The organism is Psychromonas hadalis ATCC BAA-638 (assembly GCF_000420245.1).
In the GTDB taxonomy this organism is placed as follows: domain Bacteria; phylum Pseudomonadota; class Gammaproteobacteria; order Enterobacterales; family Psychromonadaceae; genus Psychromonas; species Psychromonas hadalis.
In genome coordinates this window covers 1-22301 of the sequence record NZ_ATUO01000024.1, presented here as the reverse complement: position 1 = coordinate 22301, position 22301 = coordinate 1, and the positions used below count along the sequence as shown (strand labels likewise).

At 39.8% G+C, this 22301-nt stretch carries 19 protein-coding genes, 1 tRNA gene and 1 pseudogene; 5 read left to right on the top strand and 16 right to left on the bottom strand.

Translation table 11 applies throughout. The features are described 5' to 3' along the window. Nucleotides 1-63: 63 nt before the first annotated feature. The 9 genes from infB to rlmE form a co-directional block, all read right to left on the bottom strand. The gene (gene infB / locus G322_RS0104925) at nt 64-2697 is read right to left on the bottom strand and encodes a translation initiation factor IF-2 (RefSeq protein WP_022940696.1); all 2634 of its coding nucleotides are present in this window, start codon (nt 2695-2697) and stop codon (nt 64-66) included. A gap of 20 nt (nt 2698-2717) precedes the next feature. Continuing rightward, the gene (gene nusA / locus G322_RS0104920) at nt 2718-4220 is read right to left on the bottom strand and encodes a transcription termination factor NusA (protein ID WP_022940695.1); all 1503 of its coding nucleotides are present in this window, start codon (nt 4218-4220) and stop codon (nt 2718-2720) included. A gap of 15 nt (nt 4221-4235) precedes the next feature. Next, a complete protein-coding gene (rimP, locus tag G322_RS0104915; RefSeq protein WP_022940694.1) occupies nt 4236-4694 on the bottom strand; it encodes a ribosome maturation factor RimP in 459 nt (152 codons plus the stop codon). 316 nt (nt 4695-5010) lie between these two features. Further along, nucleotides 5011-5095 (bottom strand) — tRNA-Leu (locus G322_RS0104910). Between the two features lie 16 nt (nt 5096-5111). Next, complete coding sequence (gene secG, locus G322_RS0104905) at nt 5112-5432, bottom strand: preprotein translocase subunit SecG (protein WP_022940693.1); 321 nt, start codon at nt 5430-5432, stop codon at nt 5112-5114. 149 nt (nt 5433-5581) lie between these two features. Next, a complete protein-coding gene (gene glmM / locus G322_RS0104900; protein WP_022940692.1) occupies nt 5582-6913 on the bottom strand; it encodes a phosphoglucosamine mutase in 1332 nt (443 codons plus the stop codon). A gap of 18 nt (nt 6914-6931) precedes the next feature. After that, nucleotides 6932-7762 carry a dihydropteroate synthase gene (folP, locus tag G322_RS0104895; RefSeq protein ID WP_022940691.1) on the bottom strand — a complete coding sequence of 277 codons (831 nt, stop codon included), beginning with the start codon at nt 7760-7762 and terminating at the stop codon, nt 6932-6934. Nucleotides 7763-7843: 81 nt separating this feature from the next. Beyond that, nucleotides 7844-9766, bottom strand: coding sequence for an ATP-dependent zinc metalloprotease FtsH (gene ftsH, locus G322_RS0104890; protein WP_028866421.1), 1923 nt, complete (start codon nt 9764-9766; stop codon nt 7844-7846). Nucleotides 9767-9860: 94 nt separating this feature from the next. Beyond that, a complete protein-coding gene (gene rlmE, locus G322_RS0104885; protein ID WP_022940689.1) occupies nt 9861-10529 on the bottom strand; it encodes a 23S rRNA (uridine(2552)-2'-O)-methyltransferase RlmE in 669 nt (222 codons plus the stop codon). Between the two features lie 98 nt (nt 10530-10627). On the opposite strand from rlmE, the gene yhbY reads away from it, so the two are divergent. Then, on the top strand, nt 10628-10924 hold the full coding sequence (gene yhbY / locus G322_RS0104880; RefSeq protein WP_022940688.1) for a ribosome assembly RNA-binding protein YhbY: 297 nt from the start codon (nt 10628-10630) through the stop codon (nt 10922-10924). A gap of 300 nt (nt 10925-11224) precedes the next feature. Here yhbY and greA read toward each other — a convergent pair whose 3' ends face one another. The 4 genes from greA to G322_RS0104860 all read right to left on the bottom strand — a co-directional run bounded on the left by greA (nt 11225) and on the right by G322_RS0104860 (nt 15552). Next, a complete protein-coding gene (gene greA / locus G322_RS0104875) occupies nt 11225-11704 on the bottom strand; it encodes a transcription elongation factor GreA (protein WP_022940687.1) in 480 nt (159 codons plus the stop codon). A 62-nt stretch (nt 11705-11766) separates the two neighbouring features. Beyond that, nucleotides 11767-12540 (bottom strand): TatD family hydrolase, encoded by a 774-nt coding sequence (locus G322_RS0104870; protein WP_022940686.1) that lies wholly within the window; start codon nt 12538-12540, stop codon nt 11767-11769. A 78-nt stretch (nt 12541-12618) separates the two neighbouring features. Next, nucleotides 12619-14205, bottom strand: coding sequence for a peptide chain release factor 3 (gene prfC / locus G322_RS0104865; protein ID WP_022940685.1), 1587 nt, complete (start codon nt 14203-14205; stop codon nt 12619-12621). A 468-nt stretch (nt 14206-14673) separates the two neighbouring features. Further along, nucleotides 14674-15552 (bottom strand): LysR substrate-binding domain-containing protein, encoded by an 879-nt coding sequence (locus G322_RS0104860; RefSeq protein ID WP_022940684.1) that lies wholly within the window; start codon nt 15550-15552, stop codon nt 14674-14676. Between the two features lie 137 nt (nt 15553-15689). Here G322_RS0104860 and G322_RS0104855 point away from each other — a divergent pair, with 137 nt between their 5' ends. The 3 genes from G322_RS0104855 to G322_RS0104845 all read left to right on the top strand — a co-directional run bounded on the left by G322_RS0104855 (nt 15690) and on the right by G322_RS0104845 (nt 18396). Next, nucleotides 15690-16838: an S-(hydroxymethyl)glutathione dehydrogenase/class III alcohol dehydrogenase gene (locus G322_RS0104855; protein ID WP_022940683.1), complete on the top strand. Its 1149-nt coding sequence runs from the start codon at nt 15690-15692 to the stop codon at nt 16836-16838. A 241-nt stretch (nt 16839-17079) separates the two neighbouring features. Continuing rightward, nucleotides 17080-17907: an S-formylglutathione hydrolase gene (gene fghA / locus G322_RS0104850; protein ID WP_022940682.1), complete on the top strand. Its 828-nt coding sequence runs from the start codon at nt 17080-17082 to the stop codon at nt 17905-17907. Between the two features lie 57 nt (nt 17908-17964). Beyond that, nucleotides 17965-18396: an RNA recognition motif domain-containing protein gene (locus tag G322_RS0104845; RefSeq protein ID WP_022940681.1), complete on the top strand. Its 432-nt coding sequence runs from the start codon at nt 17965-17967 to the stop codon at nt 18394-18396. Between the two features lie 10 nt (nt 18397-18406). Here G322_RS0104845 and G322_RS0104840 read toward each other — a convergent pair whose 3' ends face one another. Both G322_RS0104840 and G322_RS0104835 read right to left on the bottom strand, forming a co-directional pair. Then, nucleotides 18407-18625 (bottom strand): hypothetical protein, encoded by a 219-nt coding sequence (locus tag G322_RS0104840; protein WP_022940680.1) that lies wholly within the window; start codon nt 18623-18625, stop codon nt 18407-18409. Nucleotides 18626-18921: 296 nt separating this feature from the next. Beyond that, on the bottom strand, nt 18922-20148 hold the full coding sequence (locus tag G322_RS0104835; RefSeq protein ID WP_022940679.1) for a cystathionine gamma-synthase family protein: 1227 nt from the start codon (nt 20146-20148) through the stop codon (nt 18922-18924). Nucleotides 20149-20259: 111 nt separating this feature from the next. Here G322_RS0104835 and G322_RS22165 point away from each other — a divergent pair, with 111 nt between their 5' ends. After that, a complete protein-coding gene (locus G322_RS22165) occupies nt 20260-21834 on the top strand; it encodes a sensor histidine kinase (protein ID WP_022940678.1) in 1575 nt (524 codons plus the stop codon). Between the two features lie 399 nt (nt 21835-22233). Here G322_RS22165 and G322_RS23245 read toward each other — a convergent pair. Continuing rightward, a pseudogene (locus G322_RS23245) lies at nt 22234-22301 on the bottom strand (cold-shock protein); the annotation flags it as partial.

The following is a 22301-nucleotide window of genomic DNA, read 5'->3' as shown; positions in this document are numbered from 1 at the left end:
GTTAAAATATAAAACAAGAAAGGAGGCATCAGCCTCCAATCTTAATTTAAATGTTGGTTTAAATTAAAGAGTGCGTTGAACTTCAATAATTTCAAACACTTCTATTTGGTCACCAACACGTACATCGTTGTAGTTCTTCACACCGATACCACATTCAATGCCCATACGTACTTCTTCTGCGTCATCTTTAAAGCGACGTAGCGACTCAAGTACACCTTCGTAGATAACAATGTTATCACGTAGTACACGAATAGGATTGTTACGTTTGATCTTACCTTCAGTCACCATACAACCCGCAATGGAACCAATTTTTGGTGATTTGAATACATCACGCACATCAGCAACACCGGTGATCTCTTGTCTGAATTCAGGTGCAAGTAAACCACTCATTGCAGCGCGCACTTCATCGATTAAATCATAGATGATGCTGTAATAATGCAAATCAACCGCTTCGTTATCAATCAAACGACGCGCAGATGCATCAGCACGTACGTTGAAACCAATCACGATAGCGCCAGAAGCCGATGCCAATGAAGCGTCAGTTTCTGTAATACCACCCACGCCACGACCGATGATGTTTACTTTCACTTCATCCGTTGATAGCTTGTTTAGTGAGTCAGAAATCGCTTCCAATGAACCTTGTACATCCGCTTTAAGTACGATGTTAAGCTCAGAAACTTCACCCGCTTCCATGTTAGCAAACATGTTATCAAGTTTTGATTTTTGTTGACGTGCTAGTTTAATGTCACGGAATTTACCTTGACGATATAAAGCCACTTCACGTGCTTTTTTCTCATCTTTAACAACAGTCGCTTCATCACCCGCAAGTGGTACGCCAGAAAGACCTAGTACTTCCACTGGAATCGATGGACCAGCAACGTCAATCGGATTGCCATCTTCATCGCGCATAGCACGAACACGGCCATACTCTAAACCACAAAGTACGATATCGCCCTGTTTAAGCTCGCCCTCTTGAATCAAGATAGAAGCCACTGGACCACGCCCTTTATCAAGACGAGATTCGATAACAACACCCGATGCAGGACCGGTTGAAATCGCTTCTAAATCTAACATTTCAGCTTGTAGTAAAATGCTATCTAATAGATCATCAATACCCGTACCCACTTTTGCAGAAACGTGTGCAAAAATATTCTCTCCGCCCCACTCTTCTGAGATAACGTCATGCTGAGAAAGCTCAGTTTTAACACGATCAAGGTCAGCTGCTTCTTTATCAATTTTGTTTACTGCAACAATTAATGGCACACCCGCCGCTTTCGCATGCTGAATCGCTTCAATCGTTTGTGGCATTACACCATCGTCTGCAGCCACAACTAATACCACGATATCGGTCGCTTTTGCTCCACGTGCACGCATTGAGGTAAAGGCCGCATGTCCCGGTGTATCAAGGAAGGTGATCATGCCTTTTTTAGTTTCTACATGATAAGCACCAATGTGCTGAGTAATACCACCCGCTTCACCGTCTGCTACTTTTGCACGGCGGATATAATCAAGTAGTGATGTTTTACCGTGGTCAACGTGACCCATGATAGTAACAACAGGTGCACGAGATTTTTTCTCTCCACCGGTGACTTTAGCATCAGCAAGTACAGCTTCTTCAAGTTCGTTCTCTTTGGTTAAGATAACTTTATGACCCATCTCTTCAGCAACAATAGTGGCTGTTTCTTGGTCAATCACTTGGTTGATAGTCGCCATTGCGCCCATCTTCATCATCACTTTAATGACTTCAACCGCTTTCACTGCCATTTTGTTAGCAAGCTCAGCAACGGTAATTGTTTCACCGATTCTGACATCACGTTCAACAGGTGCAGCTGGTTTTTCAAATGCTTGTTGTAGCGCAGAAGGGATAGCAACACGTGATTTTCTACCACGACGGCCACGACGACCATGTGTTGGTTGAACAGCTTGTGCTGCTTTTTTCTTTTTCTTGCGACGACTTGGACCTTCCGCTTTAGAATCAGAAACATCTTCAGCTGCTTGCGCTTCTTTTGAAGAGGTAACATGGTAATCTTGTGCTGCGGTTGCTTTTTTGCGCTCCTCTTCCTCTTTAGCCCAACGCTCAGAGTTCTCTTCTGCTAATTTTTTAGCAACTTCAGCTTGCTCAGCTGCTTCTTTTTCCGCTTTTGCAGAAGCATTTTTATCCGCTTTTTTCAGTAGTTCTGACGCTTCTTTTTCAGCGGCAATTTGCTCTGCTGTTTTTTCAACTTTGACAGAAGCTTGTTTCTCTTTATTAGCAGCGGCTGCTTTCTTCGCTTTTGCATCAGCTTCTTTTTTAGAGGCTACTTTTTCAGCTTGTAATTTCTCAGCGGCTACTTTTTTCACAGCAATTTCAGCTTGCAACTTAGCTTGATCAGCAGCTAATTCAGCAGCCTTTGCTTCATTTTCAGCTTGAACTTCAGTATCGGTGCGTTTTACGTAAGTACGCTTCTTACGTACTTCAACATTCACCGATTGACCTTTTACTTTTAACGTCGTTTTTGTTTTACGTTGCAGGGTCATCTTTTTCTTCTGCTCACCACCATGTTGCTTTTGTAGGTAAGTGGTTAATGCTTCTTTCTCTTTTAAACTCACTTTATCTGACGCATTTTTGTTTATACCTGCATCTGCAAACTGTTTAACTAATACTTCAGCGGTTTTGTTTAGCTCTTTTGCAAGCTCATTTAATAAAATATCTGACATTATTTTTCTCCTATCTGTGCTTATTCAGCATCTTCACTAAACCAACAGATGTTACGTGCAGCCATTATAAGCTCACCCGATTTTTCTTCAGTTAACTCTTCAATCTCAATGAGGTCATCCACCGCTTGCTCCGCAAGATTTTCAAGTGTAATAATACCTTTACTTGCGAATACAAACGCAAGGTGAGCTTCTAAGCCTTCAAGTGCAAGTAGATCAGCAGCAGGTTTCGCGCCTTCTAGACTCTCTTCTGCAGCCAGTGCTTTGGTGGCTAATACATCTTTAGCGCGAGTACGTAACTCTTCAACCATCTCTTCATCAAATCCTTCGATGTCCAGTAGCTCAGTAATTGGCACATAAGCGATCTCTTCAAGTGAAGTGAAACCTTCATCAGCTAATACACCCGCAAAATCGTCATCAATTTCAAGTGCATCGGTAAATACCGTGATAACACTGTCCGCTTCCGCTTGATGTTTCGCTTTTAGTTCAGCAACAGTCATTACATTGAGAGTCCAACCTATTAGCTCAGACGCTAAACGGATATTTTGTCCGTTACGGCCAATCGCTTGTGCAAGGTTATCCTCTTCAACAGCGATATCCATACTGTGGGTATCTTCATCAACAACAATAGAGGCAACTTCAGCAGGTGACATTGCATTAATTGCAAATGTTGCAGCATCCTCATCCCACAGGATAATATCAACACGTTCACCACCTAACTCACTTGAGATAGCTTGTACTCGTGCGCCACGCATACCGACACATGCACCAATAGGGTCGATACGTTGATCATTTGATTTCACGGCAACTTTTGCACGTGAACCAGGATCGCGGGCAGCCGCCATCAAGTCAATCATCTCTTCTGCAATTTCTGGCACTTCCAAACGGAAAAGCTCAATCAGCATTTCAGGTTGAGTACGTGTCATAAACAGTTGTGCGCCACGCGCTTCTGGGCGTACATCATATAACAGACCACGTAAACGGTCACCCGGACGGAAATTTTCACGCGGTAACATCTCATCACGGAAAATAACCGCTTCAGCATTACCACCGAGATCAAGAAGAATATTTTCACGGTTCATACGTTTTACGATACCCGTGATTAATTCACCTTTTTGCTCTGCATATTGCTCAACAACTTGTGCGCGCTCTGCTTCACGTACTTTTTGCACGATAACCTGTTTAGCCGTTTGTGTTGCGATACGGTCAAATTTAACAGAATCAATCCCATCTTCGATAAACTCACCGATTTGAATCTCAGGGTTATCATATTCCGCAGCTTCAAAGGTCATTTCTGAACATGGATTTTCCATCTCGGCACCTGGTGCAAGCACTAACCAACGACGGAATGTTTCAAAATCACCTGTTTCACGGTCAATCGCGACACGTACTTCAATTTCAATTTCATATTTCTTTTTGGTTGCAATCGCTAATGCACTTTCTAATGCTTCGAAAATCGCTTCACGTGGAAGTCCTTTCTCATTAGAGACCGCTTCTACGACTAATAAAATCTCTTTATTATTCATCTTTCATCGCCTTAATTAATCAAATTTCGGAACAATATTCGCTTTCTGGATATTACTCAGCGCAAAACGCTCAAGTGTGCCATCAACGTTTACACAAATTATTTCACCTTCAACGCTGTCAATAATACCTTTCCATCGTCGACGGTTTTGAATAGGCATACGCAGTTGAATTTTTACCGTTTCACCCGCAAATGTTGCGTAGTGCTGCGCGTTAAAAAGAGGACGCTCTAAACCCGGCGATGAAACCTCTAATGTATACTCATTAGTGATTGGATCTTCAACATCCATCAATGCACCGATTTGACGACTAACAGCTGCGCAATCATCAACTAAAATGCCCGCTTCTTGGTCGATATAAACACGTAGTGTTGAGTGCTGACCTGCGCGGATATATTCAATACCCACTAATTCATAACCTAAATCTTCTACGCTTGGCGTAAACATATCAGTTAATCGTTGTTCTAAACTTGCCAAACCACTCCCCTTATATCGCTATTACAAAAACAAAAAAAGGGCATTTAGCCCTAATAATTTTTGTCACATTGAATGTTTTCAAAGTAACAAATAACAAAAAAGCCCCAATAAATTGGAGCTTCATTCAATTGCTTGCTTACAACAAGCGAGACCAATATTAGTAATACTTGATCTGAATGGCCAAACTGTTAATAAATTAAACAGTTCGCTTAATGGCGCGGATTATAAACAGATTCCTTTCTGTAAGCAATCTTTATCGGCCATTTAAAAGGCATAAAAAAACCCAAAGTAATCAGATTACTTTGGGTTTTAAAAATGGTGCGGATGGAGAGACTTGAACTCTCACGGCCTAAGCCACAGCCCCCTCAAGGCTGCGTGTCTACCAATTTCACCACATCCGCAAATTTTTAAATTCTTTTACTCAGGTATTTGAGTTGAGGTATCAACTTCTACTGGTGCCACTGTTTCTTCAATCGTTAGATCAGAGAACGTTTTATCCGCAGATGCTTTATTGCTTGATAAGTTACCAAGCAACAAACTTAACACAAAAAAAGCAATCGCAAGAACAGCGGTTGTGCGTGTCATAAAATTACCCGCACCACTTGCACCAAATACTGTATTTGAAGCACCAGAGCCAAATGACGCACCCATACCTGCTCCCTTACCCTGTTGAATTAACACAAAACCAACAAGAATAATTGAAACAATCAAATAAACAATTAACAGTATTTCGTACATAAAGTTTTCCTTTAAAACTTGTCCGCTCTCACAACAGAGCGGGCGAATAATACTGAAAACAACATTAAACCACAAGGCAATAAACGGACAATTTTAATCTTTTATTGTTTTAATAGTTTATTCGTCTACTTTTCAAACAAAATAGACAATTAAGCTTTCACTTTATCCGCTATTCGTTGTGCATAGCCTTGCACAACACTCTCTTTCTCGTCTGCCTCGACCATCACGCGAAAAACGGGCTCAGTGCCTGATTTACGCAACAATACCCGACCTTTATCTTCCAGTAATGCTTCTACTATTTTCAACTCAGCTAATACATCTTTATCTTGTAAGGGATCAATTTCATTATTAAAACGGACATTTAGCATCACTTGCGGGTATTTTTTCATGCCTTGACGCAGCTCATGTAACGTCATACGACTGCCTTGCATTGCACTAATCACCTGTAAGCCTGAAACAATACCATCACCCGTGGGCAGATAATCTGAACAGATAACATGCCCTGAATTCTCAGCACCAATACACCAGTTATTTTTTTTCATCAGCTCCATTACATGGCGATCACCTACATCTGAGCGAACAAATGGGATACCTAATGTTTTTAATGCTTGCTCAAGCCCGAGGTTAGACATTAACGTCCCTACCGCCCCCCCTTTTAGCTCACCCGTACGTAATTTATTGCGTGCGATAATATAAAGAAGCTCATCACCATCAAGCACATACCCAGTGTGATCCACCATCATCACCCTGTCACCATCGCCATCAAACGCGATGCCAAAATCCGCTTTCTCTTTAACAACACGCTCAGAAAGCGCCTGCATACTGGTTGCACCGCAATTTAGATTGATATTACGCCCATTCGGCTCAACACCCATGGCAATTACATTGGCGCCTAATTCACTAATCACTAACGGCGCAATATGGTAAGTCGCCCCATTAGCACAGTCCACCACAATTTTAAGACCGCTTAAGTTATATTTATTGGGAAAGGTGCTTTTACAAAATTCAATGTAGCGACCCGCCGCATCGTTAATGCGATACGCTTTACCGAGTTCACTTGAGTCTACACATTTAAGGGGTTTATCAATTTCCGCTTCTATCTGTAATTCAATCTCTTCAGAGAGTTTAATACCCTCATCGGAAAAGAATTTAATACCGTTATCATAATAAGGATTATGGGAAGCGCTAATCACAATGCCCGCTGTGGCACGAAAAGTACGCGTTAAATAAGCAACAGCGGGAGTAGGCATCGGCCCCATCAACACAGGACGCAAACCAGCGGCGGTTAAGCCAGCTTGTAATGCGGCCTCTAGCATATATCCTGAAATGCGTGGATCTTTACCAATTAATACTTTTTTAGAACCAGACTTTGCTAACACGCGTCCAGCTGCCCAACCTAATTTCAAAGCAAACTCAGGGGTAATTAAAGATTCGCCAACTTTTCCACGAATACCATCAGTACCAAAATATTTTTTTTTCATAGGGGTTCTTCTTATTGATTAGTTAAAAACATTTACTGCTTGTAAAATCTTAATGACATCAGCCGTTTCGGCGACATCATGTACTCGAATTATTTGCGATCCCTGCTGTATTGCAATTATTGCCCCCGCTAAACTCCCTGCGAGACGCTCATTTATATCACGGTTTAGCAAATGACCAAACATTGATTTTCGTGAAACCCCCGTTAACAGCGGATAACCTAGTTTAACAAATTGTTTCATTGCGCCCAGCAATTCAAAATTATGCGCCAATGATTTTCCAAAACCAAAACCCAGATCTAAAATTATATGCTCTTTTTTAATACCTGCTTTTATACAAAAATCAGCACGTTGCAGTAAAAAACATTTAACATCATCGAGCAAATTATCGTATTGAGGCGCAACTTGCATCGACCGTGGCGCACCTTGCATGTGCATCAAACAAACTGGAACCTGTGCTTTTACGGCAGCTTGCAGTGCGCCTTCTTCCTGTAATGCGCGCACGTCATTAAGAATATGCGCCCCTGCTTGCACCGCTTCCCTCATCACAATCGCTTTACTGGTATCTATAGAGATCATGCAATCTAGATTTTGTGCTATTTTTTCAATCACAGGAATCACTCTTTCTAGCTCCTGTTCAGCAACCACATCAACCGCACCCGGCTTTGTTGATTCACCGCCAATATCAATAATACTTGCGCCCTGCTCAACCATTTTTGTTGCTTGTAATAATGCATTATCAATCGTTGCAAAGTTACCACCATCAGAAAAAGAATCAGGGGTCACATTTAAAATACCCATCACCTGTGGTGTACTTAAATCTAGAACCCTATCGCCACTTTGTAGTTGCATCTTACTCTCACCTATTTATTTCACCTATAAAAAAACCTAAGCAAGCTTAGGTTTTTTTATAAATTACTATTGAAGAAAATATTACTCTTTATCTTCTTTTTTATCTTCTTTTTTATCTTCGACTTCAACATCTGTAGCGACAGGCTCAGCGCTTTCAGCATTTTCTTCTGGCTTTTTTTTTCCAGACTCAGATTTATCTTCACTCCAATCTTTTGGTGGACGCACTTCAATACGTGCCATCAAATCATCAACCTGAAGTGCATCAATGGTTTCAAACTTCATTAGAGCATCTTTCATTGCATGTAAAATATCAAGGTTATCAGAGAGTAATTTATAAGCGCGTTGATAGTTTATTTCAATAAACATGCGAACTTCATCATCAATCAGTTTACCGGTTTCATGAGAAACGGTATTTGAACGTAATGAATTTGGCTCTGCTGTTAATAAAATAGGCCCCAATTTTTCTGAAAAACCCCACTCGGTTACCATTGAACGCGCAATAGAGGAAGCCTGTTTAATATCTTGTGATGCCCCCGTTGAAACTTTATCTTTACCGTAAATCAGCTCTTCTGCAATTCGGCCACCGTAAGCAACTGAAATACTACTTTCTAGCTCTTGACGATTTTGACTAATTTGATCACCTTCTGGTAAAAATTGTGTCACACCTAATGCACGACCACGTGGAATAATTGTCACCTTATGAATCGGGTGATGCTGTGGCACTAATTTCGCAACAATGGCATGGCCCGCTTCATGGTATGCCGTTGATTCTTTATCTTCTACGCGCATCACTAAACTACGACGCTCAGCACCCATTAATATTTTATCACGCGCTTGTTCAAAATCTTCCGCGTTAATCGTGCGCTTATTTGAACGAGCAGCAAACAATGCAGCTTCATTAACAAGATTTGCTAAATCCGCACCAGAAAAACCTGGTGTACCACGCGCAAGAACATTTGCTTTCACATCATCAGCTAATGGTACTTTGCGCATATATACATTTAAAATCTGCTCACGGCCACGCACATCAGGTAAGCTAACCACCACTTGACGGTCAAAACGACCAGGTCGAAGCAATGCGGAATCTAATACATCAGGTCTATTAGTCGCGGCGATAACAATAACACCTTCATTACCTTCAAAACCATCCATCTCAACGAGCAACTGATTTAATGTTTGTTCACGTTCATCGTTACCACCACCAACACCACTACCACGCTGGCGACCCACCGCATCAATCTCATCGATAAAGATGATACATGGCGCTGATTTTTTAGCCTGTTCAAACATATCACGTACACGTGATGCACCCACACCAACAAACATCTCAACAAAATCAGATCCTGAAATAGCAAAGAAAGGTACTTTGGCTTCACCAGCAATCGCTTTGGCAAGTAAGGTTTTACCCGTACCCGGCGGACCCACCAATAAAATACCTGTTGGAAGACGACCACCCAACTTTTCGAACCTAGTTGAATCTTTAAGATAATCAACTAACTCTTTTACATCCTCCTTGGCTTCATCACAGCCTGCGACATCAGCAAAGGTAGTTTTTATTTGGTCTTCGCCCATCAATTTGGCTTTACTCTTACCAAATGACATCGCGCCACCTTTACCGCCACCTTGCATATTACGCATGAAGAAAATCCATACACCAATAAGCAACAACATTGGGAACCACGAAACAAAAATAGAGGCTAAGAAACTGGTCTCTTCTGGTGGCGTACCTTCCACTTTTACGTTGTATTTAATAAGGTAGTTCATTAGATCCAAATCGGGTGCAGGGATATAAGTAACAAAGGTGCTTTGATTACTTTTCACCCCTGTGATCACTGGACCATCAATTTGGACTTGCTGAATTTGTCCTTGGCTCACTTCTTTATTAAAAGTTGTATAATCAATTGCAGTTTGTTTGTCACTTTCTGTACCAAACCCTTGGAATAGGGACATTAATACTACCGCGATAACTAGCCATAATATTAGGTTTTTTGCCATATCGTTCAAGATGTAAACCTCATGTTAATTAATAAATTTCGTTCATTAGACTACTACAGTTTAAAAGTAGTCGCCACTATATAGTGGCCATAAAATGACAAAATCACCCTTTAAATCCTGTTGCGACTAAATATACCTCACGCGAGCGTGCGCGTGATGATTCTGGTTTGCGCGTTTTCACCACTTTAAACTGTTTTTTTACTGCCTGCATGTAAGCATCAAAGTCTGCGCCCATAAATACTTTAACAATAAAAGCGCCCTCTTTCACCAATACATCACCACACATATCCAACGCCAATTCAACAAGGTACATCGATTTTGGCTGATCCATGGCCGCATTACCGCTCATATTAGGTGACATGTCAGACAACACCACATCGACTTTGTTATCACCAATGCGTTTTAATAGTGTATTTAGCACCTCTTCTTCACGGAAATCACCCTGCAAAAAATCAACACCAGCGATAGAATCCATCGCTAAAATATCACAGGCGATAACTTTACCTCTTGAACCCACATTATCAACACACCATTGTGACCAACTGCCCGGTGCAGCACCTAAATCGACCACGGTCATGCCCGATTTGATTAATTTATCTTTTTTATTGATCTCTTCGAGTTTAAATACGGCACGTGATCGTAAACCAAGACGATTTGCCTCTTTTACATAGAAATCATTAACATGCTCTTGCATCCAACGCTTTGAACTACCCGAGCTGCTTTTTTTTAATACACCCGGTTTTGATGCGATTGAGTTGACTTTTTTGCCCATGGAGATATTCTCGTTTAGGTTAGTGATGAATAGAATAGTAAAAGTTATTATTTAAGGGTAGAATGAGTCGTTTTCAACCCCTAAATGAAAGAATTTGTATGAACTTATCAAATAAACAGAAAAAACACTTAAAAGGTTTAGCCCACGCGCTAAAACCTGTTGTATTACTGGGTCAAAATGGCCTCACTGAAGGTGTACTTGTTGAAATTGAGAATGCTCTTAATTTTCATGAGTTAATCAAAGTTAAAATAGCCACTGACGATCGTGAAATGAAACAATTAATTATTGATGCGATTGTACGTGAAACCCAAGCAATTAATGTCGCAAAAATTGGTCACATTGTGGTGTTATATCGCCAAAGTGAAGAGAAGAAAGTCGACTTACCGCGTAAGTAACTTTTTCTTTCTTGACTCATAATTAAAAAGCCCAGATGTTCTGGGCTTTTTTGTATTCAAAATACACCTAAATTATTATACCCATTGGATTAAGTATGAGAGTTTCCATTGCGCAGGGAAAATAGATTAGTTCAAGGCATAAGTTGACGCCTTTCGAGAGATTAGCTCCGTTAATCCTCTTTCGGCATCATTAAAATAAAAACTTTGATTCTTTTATGCTTGTTCCTTTTACGAAAATCACAACGATGAAATAATTTATTTTAACCAGCAAGATTGTTCTGCTACTTATTCTGATTGCTATTATACAACGTATTGTACATTGATGATCTCATACTCAATTGCGCCACCCGGTGTTTTGATGGTAATTTCATCATCTAACATCTTACCAATTAAGCCACGCGCTATCGGTGAATTAACGGAGATAAGATTTAATTTAATATTAGACTCATCATCACCCACTATTTTATAAGTCACCTCTTCATCAGTCTCTACATTGACGATTGTTACCGTCGTACCAAAAATAACTTTGCCATTATTAGTCAATTTACTGACATCGATAATTTGTGCATTTGAAAGTTTCGCTTCGACATCTTGAATACGCCCTTCACAAAAGCCTTGTTGCTCACGCGCTGCGTGGTATTCCGCATTCTCTTTAAGATCGCCATGTTCACGCGCCTCAGCGATTGCGGCCACAATTTCAGGGCGGAGTACATTCATTAATTGCTCAAGCTCTTTACGTAACGCATCAGCGCCTTTGGCTGTCATCGGGTATTGCACCATGAAATATCACCTTAAATTTAAACTGTTTATAAAAGGCGATTATTTTACGCTGAATTTATAAGTTAGTCATTATTTAACGAAAAAATTGAGCAGCTATTTTCATAAAGTTGCTTGGCAAGTAACGATTTTGACTCTTTGCGAAGTTCGGCTAAACAATTAAAAATAGGCAGAATATTAAGTGGTGTATTAATTTTAGTCGATTGATTATAAAGCGGCATATCAGGTGCATCAGTTTCTAATAAAATGGATTCGATCGGTAGGTTTGCAACCGTTTCTCGTGTTTTAGTTGAATTAGGATAAGTAATAACACCGCCAATACCCAACTTAAAGCCTAACTTAATAAACGCATGCGCCATTTCCAAGCTACCAGAAAAAGCATGATAAACACCGCCCTGAGTAAAAAATTGCTGTTTTAATAGTTCCAAAACACGATTTTGTTTTTTAACACAATGTAAAATAATAGGCAGTTTAAGTTGTTGTGCTATTTTTAGTTGCTCAACAAATACAAACTCTTGCTGAACGAAGCTCGCCGGGGCAAATTTATCTAACCCAATCTCACCAAGGGCGATACATTTTTTATCACATATTGAAAGCTGTGAATGTAATTGTGTTAAATTTTGTACTTGAAAATTTTCTAAAAAGTGAGGATGAAGCCCCAATGCATAATAAAGTGCAGAATGCGAGTTTGCGAGTTGCATGATGGCAGACCAACCACTCGCTTGTGTCGCGGGAATAACCAGCTTTGTTATCTGTTGCTGATTTAACTGTGTTAATAGGGAATCAAACTGATCACTAAAACAGGCGAAATCAAGGTGGCAGTGACTATCGATAAACATATCATCTCCTCTGTTTATCAGATTTAAGTTATAAAAAAAGCGTCCAAAGACGCTTTAATATTAATACAGAGCCAACTTTTAATGTTCACGTGTTTTACGGAAATTCACCGCAGGATAACGTTCAATGGCGAGGTTCAAGTTAATCATGGTCGGCGCGACATAGGTTAAGTTGTTACTGCCATCAAGGGCTAAGTTATCGTAAGCTTTTTTCTCAAACTCCGCCATTTTTTGATCATCTTCACTATCAACCCACAATGCAGTGGCAACATTAATACCTTCGTAAATAGCGTCCACTTTGTATTCTGATTTAAGGCGTTGTACTACCACCTCAAACTGCAACACACCCACCGCACCCACAATCAAATCATTACTGCGCAATGGGCGAAACACCTGTACAGCGCCCTCTTCAGAGAGTTGCATCAACCCTTTTAACAGTTGCTTCTGTTTAAGCGGATCTTGCAGACGTATACGGCGGAACATTTCAGGTGCAAAGTTGGGAATACCGGTAAATTTTAGCTCTTCATTTAAGGTAAACGCATCACCAATCTGAATGGTACCGTGATTATGTAGGCCAATAATATCACCCGGATAGGCTTCTTCTGTTGCGGTTCGGTCACCCGCCATAAAGGTAACGGCATCAGAAATGCTTACTTTTTTACCCGTGCGCACATGAAGCATTTTCATGCCTTTCTCATATTTCCCAGAGCAAATACGCATAAACGCGATACGATCACGATGTTTGGGATCCATATTGGCTTGAATTTTGAAGATAAAACCAGAGAAGTCCTCTTCTGTCGGCTCTACAACGCGCTGCTTTGCAACACGTGCTAACGGTTTTGGTGCCCAGTCAATCAAGCCATCTAATACATGATCAACACCGAAATTACCCAGTGCAGTGCCAAAATAGACAGGGGTTAATTCGCCGCTTAAAAACATCTCTAAATCAAATTCGTTCGATGCACCTAATACTAGCTCCAACTCTTCACGTAAGTCATCAATATGTAGCGGTAAAATCGTATCTAATTCAGGGTTATCTAACCCTTTAATCACGCGACGTTCTTGAATGGTATGACCTTGCCCCGTTGAGTACAAAATAACTTCATCATTTAATAGATGGTAAACACCTTTAAACTCTTTCCCCATGCCAATCGGCCAAGTAATAGGTGCACAAGCGATATTTAACACCGCTTCGACCTCATCCATTAACTCGATGGGATCACGAATATCACGGTCACATTTATTCATAAAAGTGATGATAGGGGTATCACGTAAACGAGTGACTTCCATTAATTTAATGGTACGATTTTCAACCCCTTTTGCCGAATCAATGACCATCAAACAAGAATCAACGGCCGTTAATGTACGATAAGTATCTTCTGAGAAATCTTCATGTCCGGGGGTATCAAGTAGGTTAACAATGGCATTTTTGTAGGGAAACTGCATCACTGAGGTGGTGATTGAGATACCACGCTCTTTCTCAATTTCCATCCAATCCGATTTAGCATGTTGACCTGATTTTTTACCTTTTACTGTACCCGCTTTTTGCAGTGCGTTTCCGAAAAGTAAGACTTTTTCGGTGATGGTGGTTTTACCTGCATCGGGGTGAGAGATGATTGCGAATGTGCGTCTACAGTTGACGGCTTCAAGAAATTTAGCGTCTGCCATTTTATAATTCTCTATTATTTTATACCCATGTTACTTCGAGATGCAAAGTCAGCAAGGTAAATTGTACCGAGATACTAGGCATAAAATTGAAGCCTAGTCATTCTAAGTCGAAATTTTATAACGACGTAGATTGGTGCAAGTTGCCTTGCCCTACGGGGCGCAAGCTCGAAAATAAGCCCTGCGTTGCAACAATCGGAAAGGGAACAACCATTACCTCGTGTTGCGCCTTGCTCTGATTATCGAGCTTGTGCCTGACAAAGCATTTTGAAGTAACATGGGTATATATCTAAGGTGATCTTTATGATCATTTATGTGAATAGTTTCATGGAACTACTCTTAATACGTTATCTATAAAATAATCTACATCAACCAAGCCTCATTCGATCTTTGATTGCTTGGGTAATGCTACCGTCAATCAAATTAATAATGTGTTAAAACAGTGCGCACTATAACAAATTCAAATAAGCATTAATATCCAGCAGGTAAAGCATCCGTTAAAAAATCAATTAATAAACGCATTTTCAAGGATAAATTTCGATTCAGCGGATAAACCGCCCAGATCCCCTCTTTATCGTCTCGATAATCACTGAGCACTTCAACAAGTTCACCGCTGTGTAATGCTTGTTGCACATAATAGTCAGGTAGCTGTACTAAGCCAAGATGTTGTTTAGCAGCATCAAGTAGTGCAAAACCACTATTACATTTTACTCTCCCAGAGACACGCATTGTACGCTCTTTCCCCTGTTCTTTGAAACGCCAATAATCAAGTGAACCCAGTAAACACTGATGATTAACCAATTCAGAGAGTGTATGAGGCTCACCTGCATGTTCAAGATATTGTGGCGTTGCACAGACATAAAGTTGCCTTTGTGATAATCGTTTGGCAATTAACGTTGAATCTTGTAAATGCCCAAGACGAATAGCCAGATCCATTCCTTGTTCAACGAGATCAAGTTGCTGATTGGTCAAAATTAGTTCTAGTTCTAATTGCGGATAACGTGTTAAAAATTGATGTAACAGTGGCGCTAAATATTTTTCACCATAGGTCACTGGCGCAGTTATTTTTAAGCGCCCTTTGGGTTTGGTTTGCATCTGACTCACGGCTAAATTAGCTTCCTCTAGCCCATCAACCAGTTGTTTGCATTGTAAAAAATAGCTTCTACCCACTTCGGTGAGTGAAACTTTACGCGTGGTACGTAGCAACAATTTTACCGCTAAACTCTCCTCTAATGCTGAAACACGACGACTCACTTGCGCCACCGATGTTTTTAATTTTTTAGCTGCCTCAGTAAAACTCTCACTTTCAGCGACCGCAACAAATTCACTCACCCCTTGCCAACTGTTCATATCACTCTCCTCTTCTCTCTTCTAATTATTACACATATGTAATAATGATTTTCAATTTCAGTGGATTATCAATAGGGAAAATATAGCTATACTCCATCGCATCAATACAGTTTCTTGAAATAAATAAAGGAAAAATCATGACAATTAATATTAAAGCGGGACAAACATCTATCAAATCTAAAGCGATGGTGGCATGGGCTGCGGGTGAACCTTTAAAAATGGAAGAGGTCGATGTTGAGCTTCCTAAAAAAGGTGAAGTTCTGGTACGCATTGTAGCAACGGGTGTTTGTCATACTGACGCTTTTACCCTTTCAGGCGATGATCCAGAAGGGATCTTCCCTGTTATTTTGGGCCATGAAGGAGGTGGAATTGTTGAGATGATTGGTGAGGGCGTGACCAGTGTTGAGGTGGGCGATCATGTTATTCCACTGTACACCGCAGAATGTGGAAAATGTAAATTCTGTTTATCGGGTAAAACTAACCTTTGCCAAGCAGTACGTGAAACACAAGGCAGAGGTGTGATGCCCGATGGAACAAGTCGTTTTTCTATTAATGGTGAAACGATTTATCACTACATGGGTTGCTCTACTTTCTCTGAATATACCGTTTTGCCTGAAATTTCACTGGCAAAAGTATCAAAAGAGGCCCCGCTTGAAGAGATTTGTCTGCTTGGTTGTGGGGTAACCACCGGCATGGGCGCAGTGCTTAATACGGCAAAAGTTGAAAAAGGCGATAACGTCGCTATTTTTGGCTTAGGTGGTATTGGTCTTTCTGCCATCATTGGCGCACGTATGGCGGGTGCAAAGCGTATTATCGGTGTCGATATAAATGAGAGTAAGTTCGAGCTTGCGGAGCAGTTAGGTGCAACCGATTGTATCAATCCGAACAAATTAGATAAATCGATTCAAGAGGTGATTGTAGAGATGACCGATGGCGGTGTCGAATACTCTTTTGAGTGTATTGGTAATGTTAATGTGATGCGCCAAGCATTGGAATGTTGTCATAAAGGTTGGGGTGAATCGGTGATTATTGGCGTAGCAGGTGCAGGCCAAGAGATAACAACACGCCCATTCCAACTGGTTACTGGTCGTGTATGGCGAGGCTCTGCATTCGGTGGTGTAAAAGGTCGCTCTGAATTACCTGAAATCGTTAATCGTTACATGGCAGGTGAGTTTGGCTTACAAGAATTTATCACCCACACTATGGCACTTGAAGATGTTAACCAAGCATTTGATTTGATGCATAAAGGTGAGTCAATTCGTACGGTTTTACATATGGATAGATAAAGTCATTTGAAATATTACGTTAGTCTAAGCAGATTAATACCAATCAGAATAAATAGCTGACCTATTTTACTGGTTAAAATAACTTACTTCTTCGTTGTAAGCTTCGTAAAGGGAACAACCATTTACGTCAACTTACGCCTTGAATTAAGTCATTTTCCCTGCGTAAAATTTAGATCACCTACTTAATCAGATTGGTATAACATTTAACTTCCAAAAATAAAAAAAGTTTTAGGGGAAGAGTATGAACATTGAAAACATGAGTCAAACCAAAGTATTTTCAGGTTGGCACAAACAGTATAAGCACCAATCACCAACACTTAATTGTGAAATGCGTTTTGCTATTTTTTTACCGCCCAATGCCAATAAACAAAACCCTGTCCCGGTATTATATTGGCTTTCAGGACTCACCTGTAGCGATGAAAATTTCATGCAAAAAGCAGGCGTTTTTCGTAAAGCAGCAGAATTAGGTATTGCCATTGTAGCACCAGACACAAGCCCACGAGGAGAAAGTGTTGCAAACGATGAGAGTTATGATTTAGGCCAAGGTGCAGGGTTTTATGTTAATGCCACAGAAAAACCGTGGTCTGACCATTATCAGATGTATGACTACATCAAAACAGAACTACCCGCACTGATTGAGCAACATTTTCCAGTCAGCAAGGTGAAGTCGATATCAGGGCATAGTATGGGTGGCCATGGCGCACTGACTATTGGCCTCAAAAATAGTGAACAATACCAGTCCATTTCTGCATTTAGCCCAATCTGTAATCCAATAAACAGCCCGTGGGGGAAAAAAGCATTTCGTGCTTATTTAGGCAATGATAAACAGAGTTGGAAACAATATGATGCCAGCGAACTATTAAAAACAGCAGTCTCTACGCTACCCATTTTAATTGATCAAGGTGATGCTGACCATTTTCTTGTGGAGCAATTAAAGCCAGAAACACTCCGCGAGTTCAGCCAATATCCTATCAAAGTAAGAATGCAAGTCGGTTACGATCATAGCTACTTTTTCATCAGTAGTTTTATTGAAGATCATCTAACATTTCATGCGCGTTATCTGTTTTAAGCTAACTAAATTATGCTAAGATCCACGCGTCATTATTCAATCTATATAGAGTATTTTATGAAATTATTAGTGCGTAATTTAGCAACCGCAACCAGTGAAGAAAAATTAGTTAGCTTGTTTAGTGAGCATGGAAAAGTGCAATCTTGTAGCTTAGTGTTAGATCAAAAAACAGGTAAATCAAAAGGTTTTGGTTTTATTGAGATGCCTAAAGCAGGCGATGCAAAAGCAGCAATGAAAAAGCTCAATGGCTTTAAATTGGCGGGTAATATTATTCGTGTGAAAAAAGCAGAATCAAAAACAGAATCAAAAGTAACAGACAATGTGCTTGTTGATAAAAAAGTAGACGAGGAAAAATCAGAATCAGTGCAATTTAAACAAAAACCAACGCCTGTAGCAGTAGCGAAAGAATCTACTGATGAAAGTCAAATTGACAATACCGGTAATGCCGCCAATATTTATGGCAAAGTAAAAGAGTCTGACGATTATTAAGCAATAACCGCTAAAACAGCCACTTACGGAGTGGCTTTTTTCGCGAAAGCCCATCAAAGCGACCTAAACACATTTTCTGTAAACTCAGTTCATCTATTTTCAACCGTGTCTTTTTACTTTTATCCCACACTAAATACAGTTGCTCATTGCCACTAGCTAATAACGAGTATCGTGTATCGTGTATCGTGTATCGTGTATCATTAAACATCTGCTGATAATAACGAAACATCTATTTATCATTGATAGAGGTAGCAACATCAGCATGCTTGGTAATTTCCCAAAGAACGTCCGAATTCAGCGTAGTCGGTATCTGCTCAACTATTAACACTCATGAGTAACGTCAGTATTATTATAATTTTTTTCATAAACCTCCTAAAATAAAAAAGAGACTTAGGATCGGCTTCAAAATTACTTGCGCTTTTTTTCAAAATAACCAGTCATTTCAGGCTTTTTGAAAACAATTTAGCGCAAGTTATTATGTAACGATTCCTTAACGTCTCTTTTTTATTCATTTAACAATCATCATTAAGCTAATGCTTGCTCAAAATCTTTAAGCAAGTCCGCTTTATTTTCGATGCCAATTGAGCAACGCACCATGCTTTCACTGATACCCATTTTTTGACGTGTTTCGAGTCCCATCTCTCCATAAATAGTCGGTGCTACAGGCAATGCCAGTGTGCGATTATCACCTAGATGAGTTGCATTGATAACAATGTTTAGTTTATTTAATAATACACAACAATCTTCACCTTCAATAAGATCAAAGCTTAAGATAGCCCCAAACGCTTTGAAGAGGCGCTTAGCAACATCATATTGTGGATGACTTTTAAGACCTGGGTAATAAACTTTTTCAATTTTTGGATGTTTCTCTAAAAATTCGGCCAGAGCAAGCGCATTATCACATTGGCGATCCATGCGTAGTTCCATTGTTTCACTGCCCACAGAGATAAGATGCGCTGCTTGCGAACTTAAACAGCCACCCATATCACGCAGACCTTTTTTCTTGATCTGACTAATGCCCCACATTTTGCTATCACCCTTTTGGTAACCTGCAAAAATATTTGGATAAGTTTCCCAGTCAAATAGGCCAGAATCAGTGACAGAGCCACCCAATGCATTGCCATGACCCGCTACATACTTAGAAAGAGAGGTAATAATTAAGCTTGCTTTAACACTGGTTGCATCAAAGAGATAACTTGAAGTCAGGGTGTTATCAATCACATAAACGAGTTTTTGTGCTTCACAAAAATCACCAATCGCTTCTAACGCACTGATTTGTGTTACTGGGTTAGCAATAGTTTCAACAAACACCATACGAGTGTTTTCTTTTTGTGCGGCTTTTACTTCATCTATATTAGTGGCATCAACTAAGGTCACTTCAATCCCGTAACTCTGTAGCGTCCCCATAATACTATTGGTATTACCAAACAAGAAACGGCTACAAATCAGATGATCACCAGATTTTAATAGGGTTAAAAAGGTAGTTACAATAGCGGCCATACCCGATGCGAACACAAGTGTTGCAACACCGTTATCCATCTGCTGAATTTTATGTTGCAATGCATCAATAGTAGGCGTTGATTGACGCGCATACGCATGACCAGGCTTACCTTGGAAAACATCAATCAAACCTTGTACATCATCAAAGCCATAGGGTACTGAGTTATGAATAGGAGCGTGTACTGCACCATACTCCAAATTTAATAAACGGTCTGAATGCACTATTTTTGTTGTAAAACCTTGCTCTGACATCTTGATTCCTTGCGGTTTTTTAAAAGCGTTAGCTTAAATCGATTATTTTTTTAGTTTTGATATATTATAAATATTCTATTTTTAAGGATTATACAGAGTTAAGGGACTAAGTTGAAATCGAATTTATATAGTATTTTCATCTTTCTTATTGGTTTATTCGCGACCTATTGGGTTAGTAAGCATGTTCAAAGTACAGAGTTTTACAATCAACAATTGGAAATAAAGATTCAAAGCCAATCTATCTCTCATCTTGTGCAACAAACTATTCTGCATCATGCCCAACAAATCACCATGATTGCTAACCGCTGGCAATCAATAGAGCAGATAAATGACAATTGGTCAAAAGAGATCACCAGTTTAGCGATACGCCATCCAAACTTAACTCAACTCAGCATCTACTTAGTAAACGATGAAAAAAAACCAAGCATCGATAAGAATAAACAACTCGATGTTAAAACAAATACAACGATCATTCGCCAAGCGCGGCATTTATCAACACTCCCAAAAAATGGCGACATAACCAACCTTCAAAATATATTCATGAGTTCACATTTTATATTGGAAAATGAAACTGTCGTTACCTACTTACAAGCACCGATCTTTATAGAAGGGAAACTATTCGCTTATCTTGATGCACAGCTCAATATCTCCAACTTACTTAGACAGCAAGTGGCGACATTTCAAATAACGCATCCTTTTTCTCTTTCTGAAGAGGGGCGTATGATTCACCATGTATTACCAACCCAAGTCCCCATTAATCATATCAAAGAACAATTTGAAATTCCCCTTCTTGGCCATAAATGGACATTAATGGTGTGGCCTGTACATCTACACATCTTTTACCAATATGTTCCCTTTTTAGGTCTCGTTATCTCTATTTTGTTTGCACTACTCACTTTCTTTTTGTTTGTTATCAAAGAAACTAAAAGACAACTTATCGCACAAACGGCGCACTTAAATGCAATCAACAAAGATTTTACGGCCAGTAAATCTAAATTAGTACAATCCAACAAGCTATCTTCACTGGGAGAGATTGCAACAGGGATTGCTCATGAAATTAATCAACCACTTCAAGTTATCTGTATTCATGCTGACATGTGCCAAGAGAGTTTACAAAAACAAGACTACCGCTCAGTAGATGAGAGCTTTCGCTCAATTTTAGCGCAAGTTGAACGTATTGAAAAAATAGTCAAACAGGTGGGCAGTTTTGGCCGCGACAGTGAGCAGGATAACTATAAAAAAGAGGTACCTGCCACTATTTTTGAGAGTGTTATCAATATTGTCATTAACCAATATAATCAAGAAGATGTTGAACTAAGACAAGTACTTCCCCCCTCATTACCCTCTATCTTATGTAATAAAACACAGATAGAGCAAGTTTTAGTTAATCTACTCATTAATGCGAAAGATGCTGTTGAAGAGAGTGAAGAAAAAATCGTATTCATTAAAGCACACGAGCAACAAGGTAAACTTTATATTGAAGTTTCTGACAGTGGCAGTGGCATTGAGCCAAGCAAATTAGATGATATATTTACGCCTTTTTATACAACAAAAGCGTTGGGTAAGGGAACTGGACTGGGATTATCTATTAGTTACTCGATAATTCACCAGCATAAAGGTGAGTTTCAAGTTTCCAGTGAGATAGGAAAAGGCAGTACCTTTACCGTTATTTTACCGTTGGATTAGCTGTTATACCATTCCGCTTAATATAATGATCTGGTTTTACGTAGGATAAATGACTAAGGTCAAGGCGCATGATTGAGTAATAAGAAAAACGGTCATTTAAACCAGTAAAAACGATCAGTTACTTAGCCGGGTTGGTATTATACCAATTACAATAAATAGCTGATCTATTTTACTGGTTAAAACAACTCACTTCTACGTTGTAAGTTTCGCAAAGGGAACAACCATTTACGTCAACTTACGCCTTGAATTAAGCTGTTTTCCCTGCGTAAAATTTAGATCACATACTTAATGTAATCGGTATTAGTTCATGACTTTCTAACAGGCATAAAAAAAGGCAACCCCTTAGGATTACCTTCTATTCAATCAGAATAGGCTAATGAAAGCCCATCAATAGCTAAATTAAAGCGCTACGATGTTTTCTGCTTGAGGACCTTTTTGACCTTGAGTAACAGTAAACTGTACTTTTT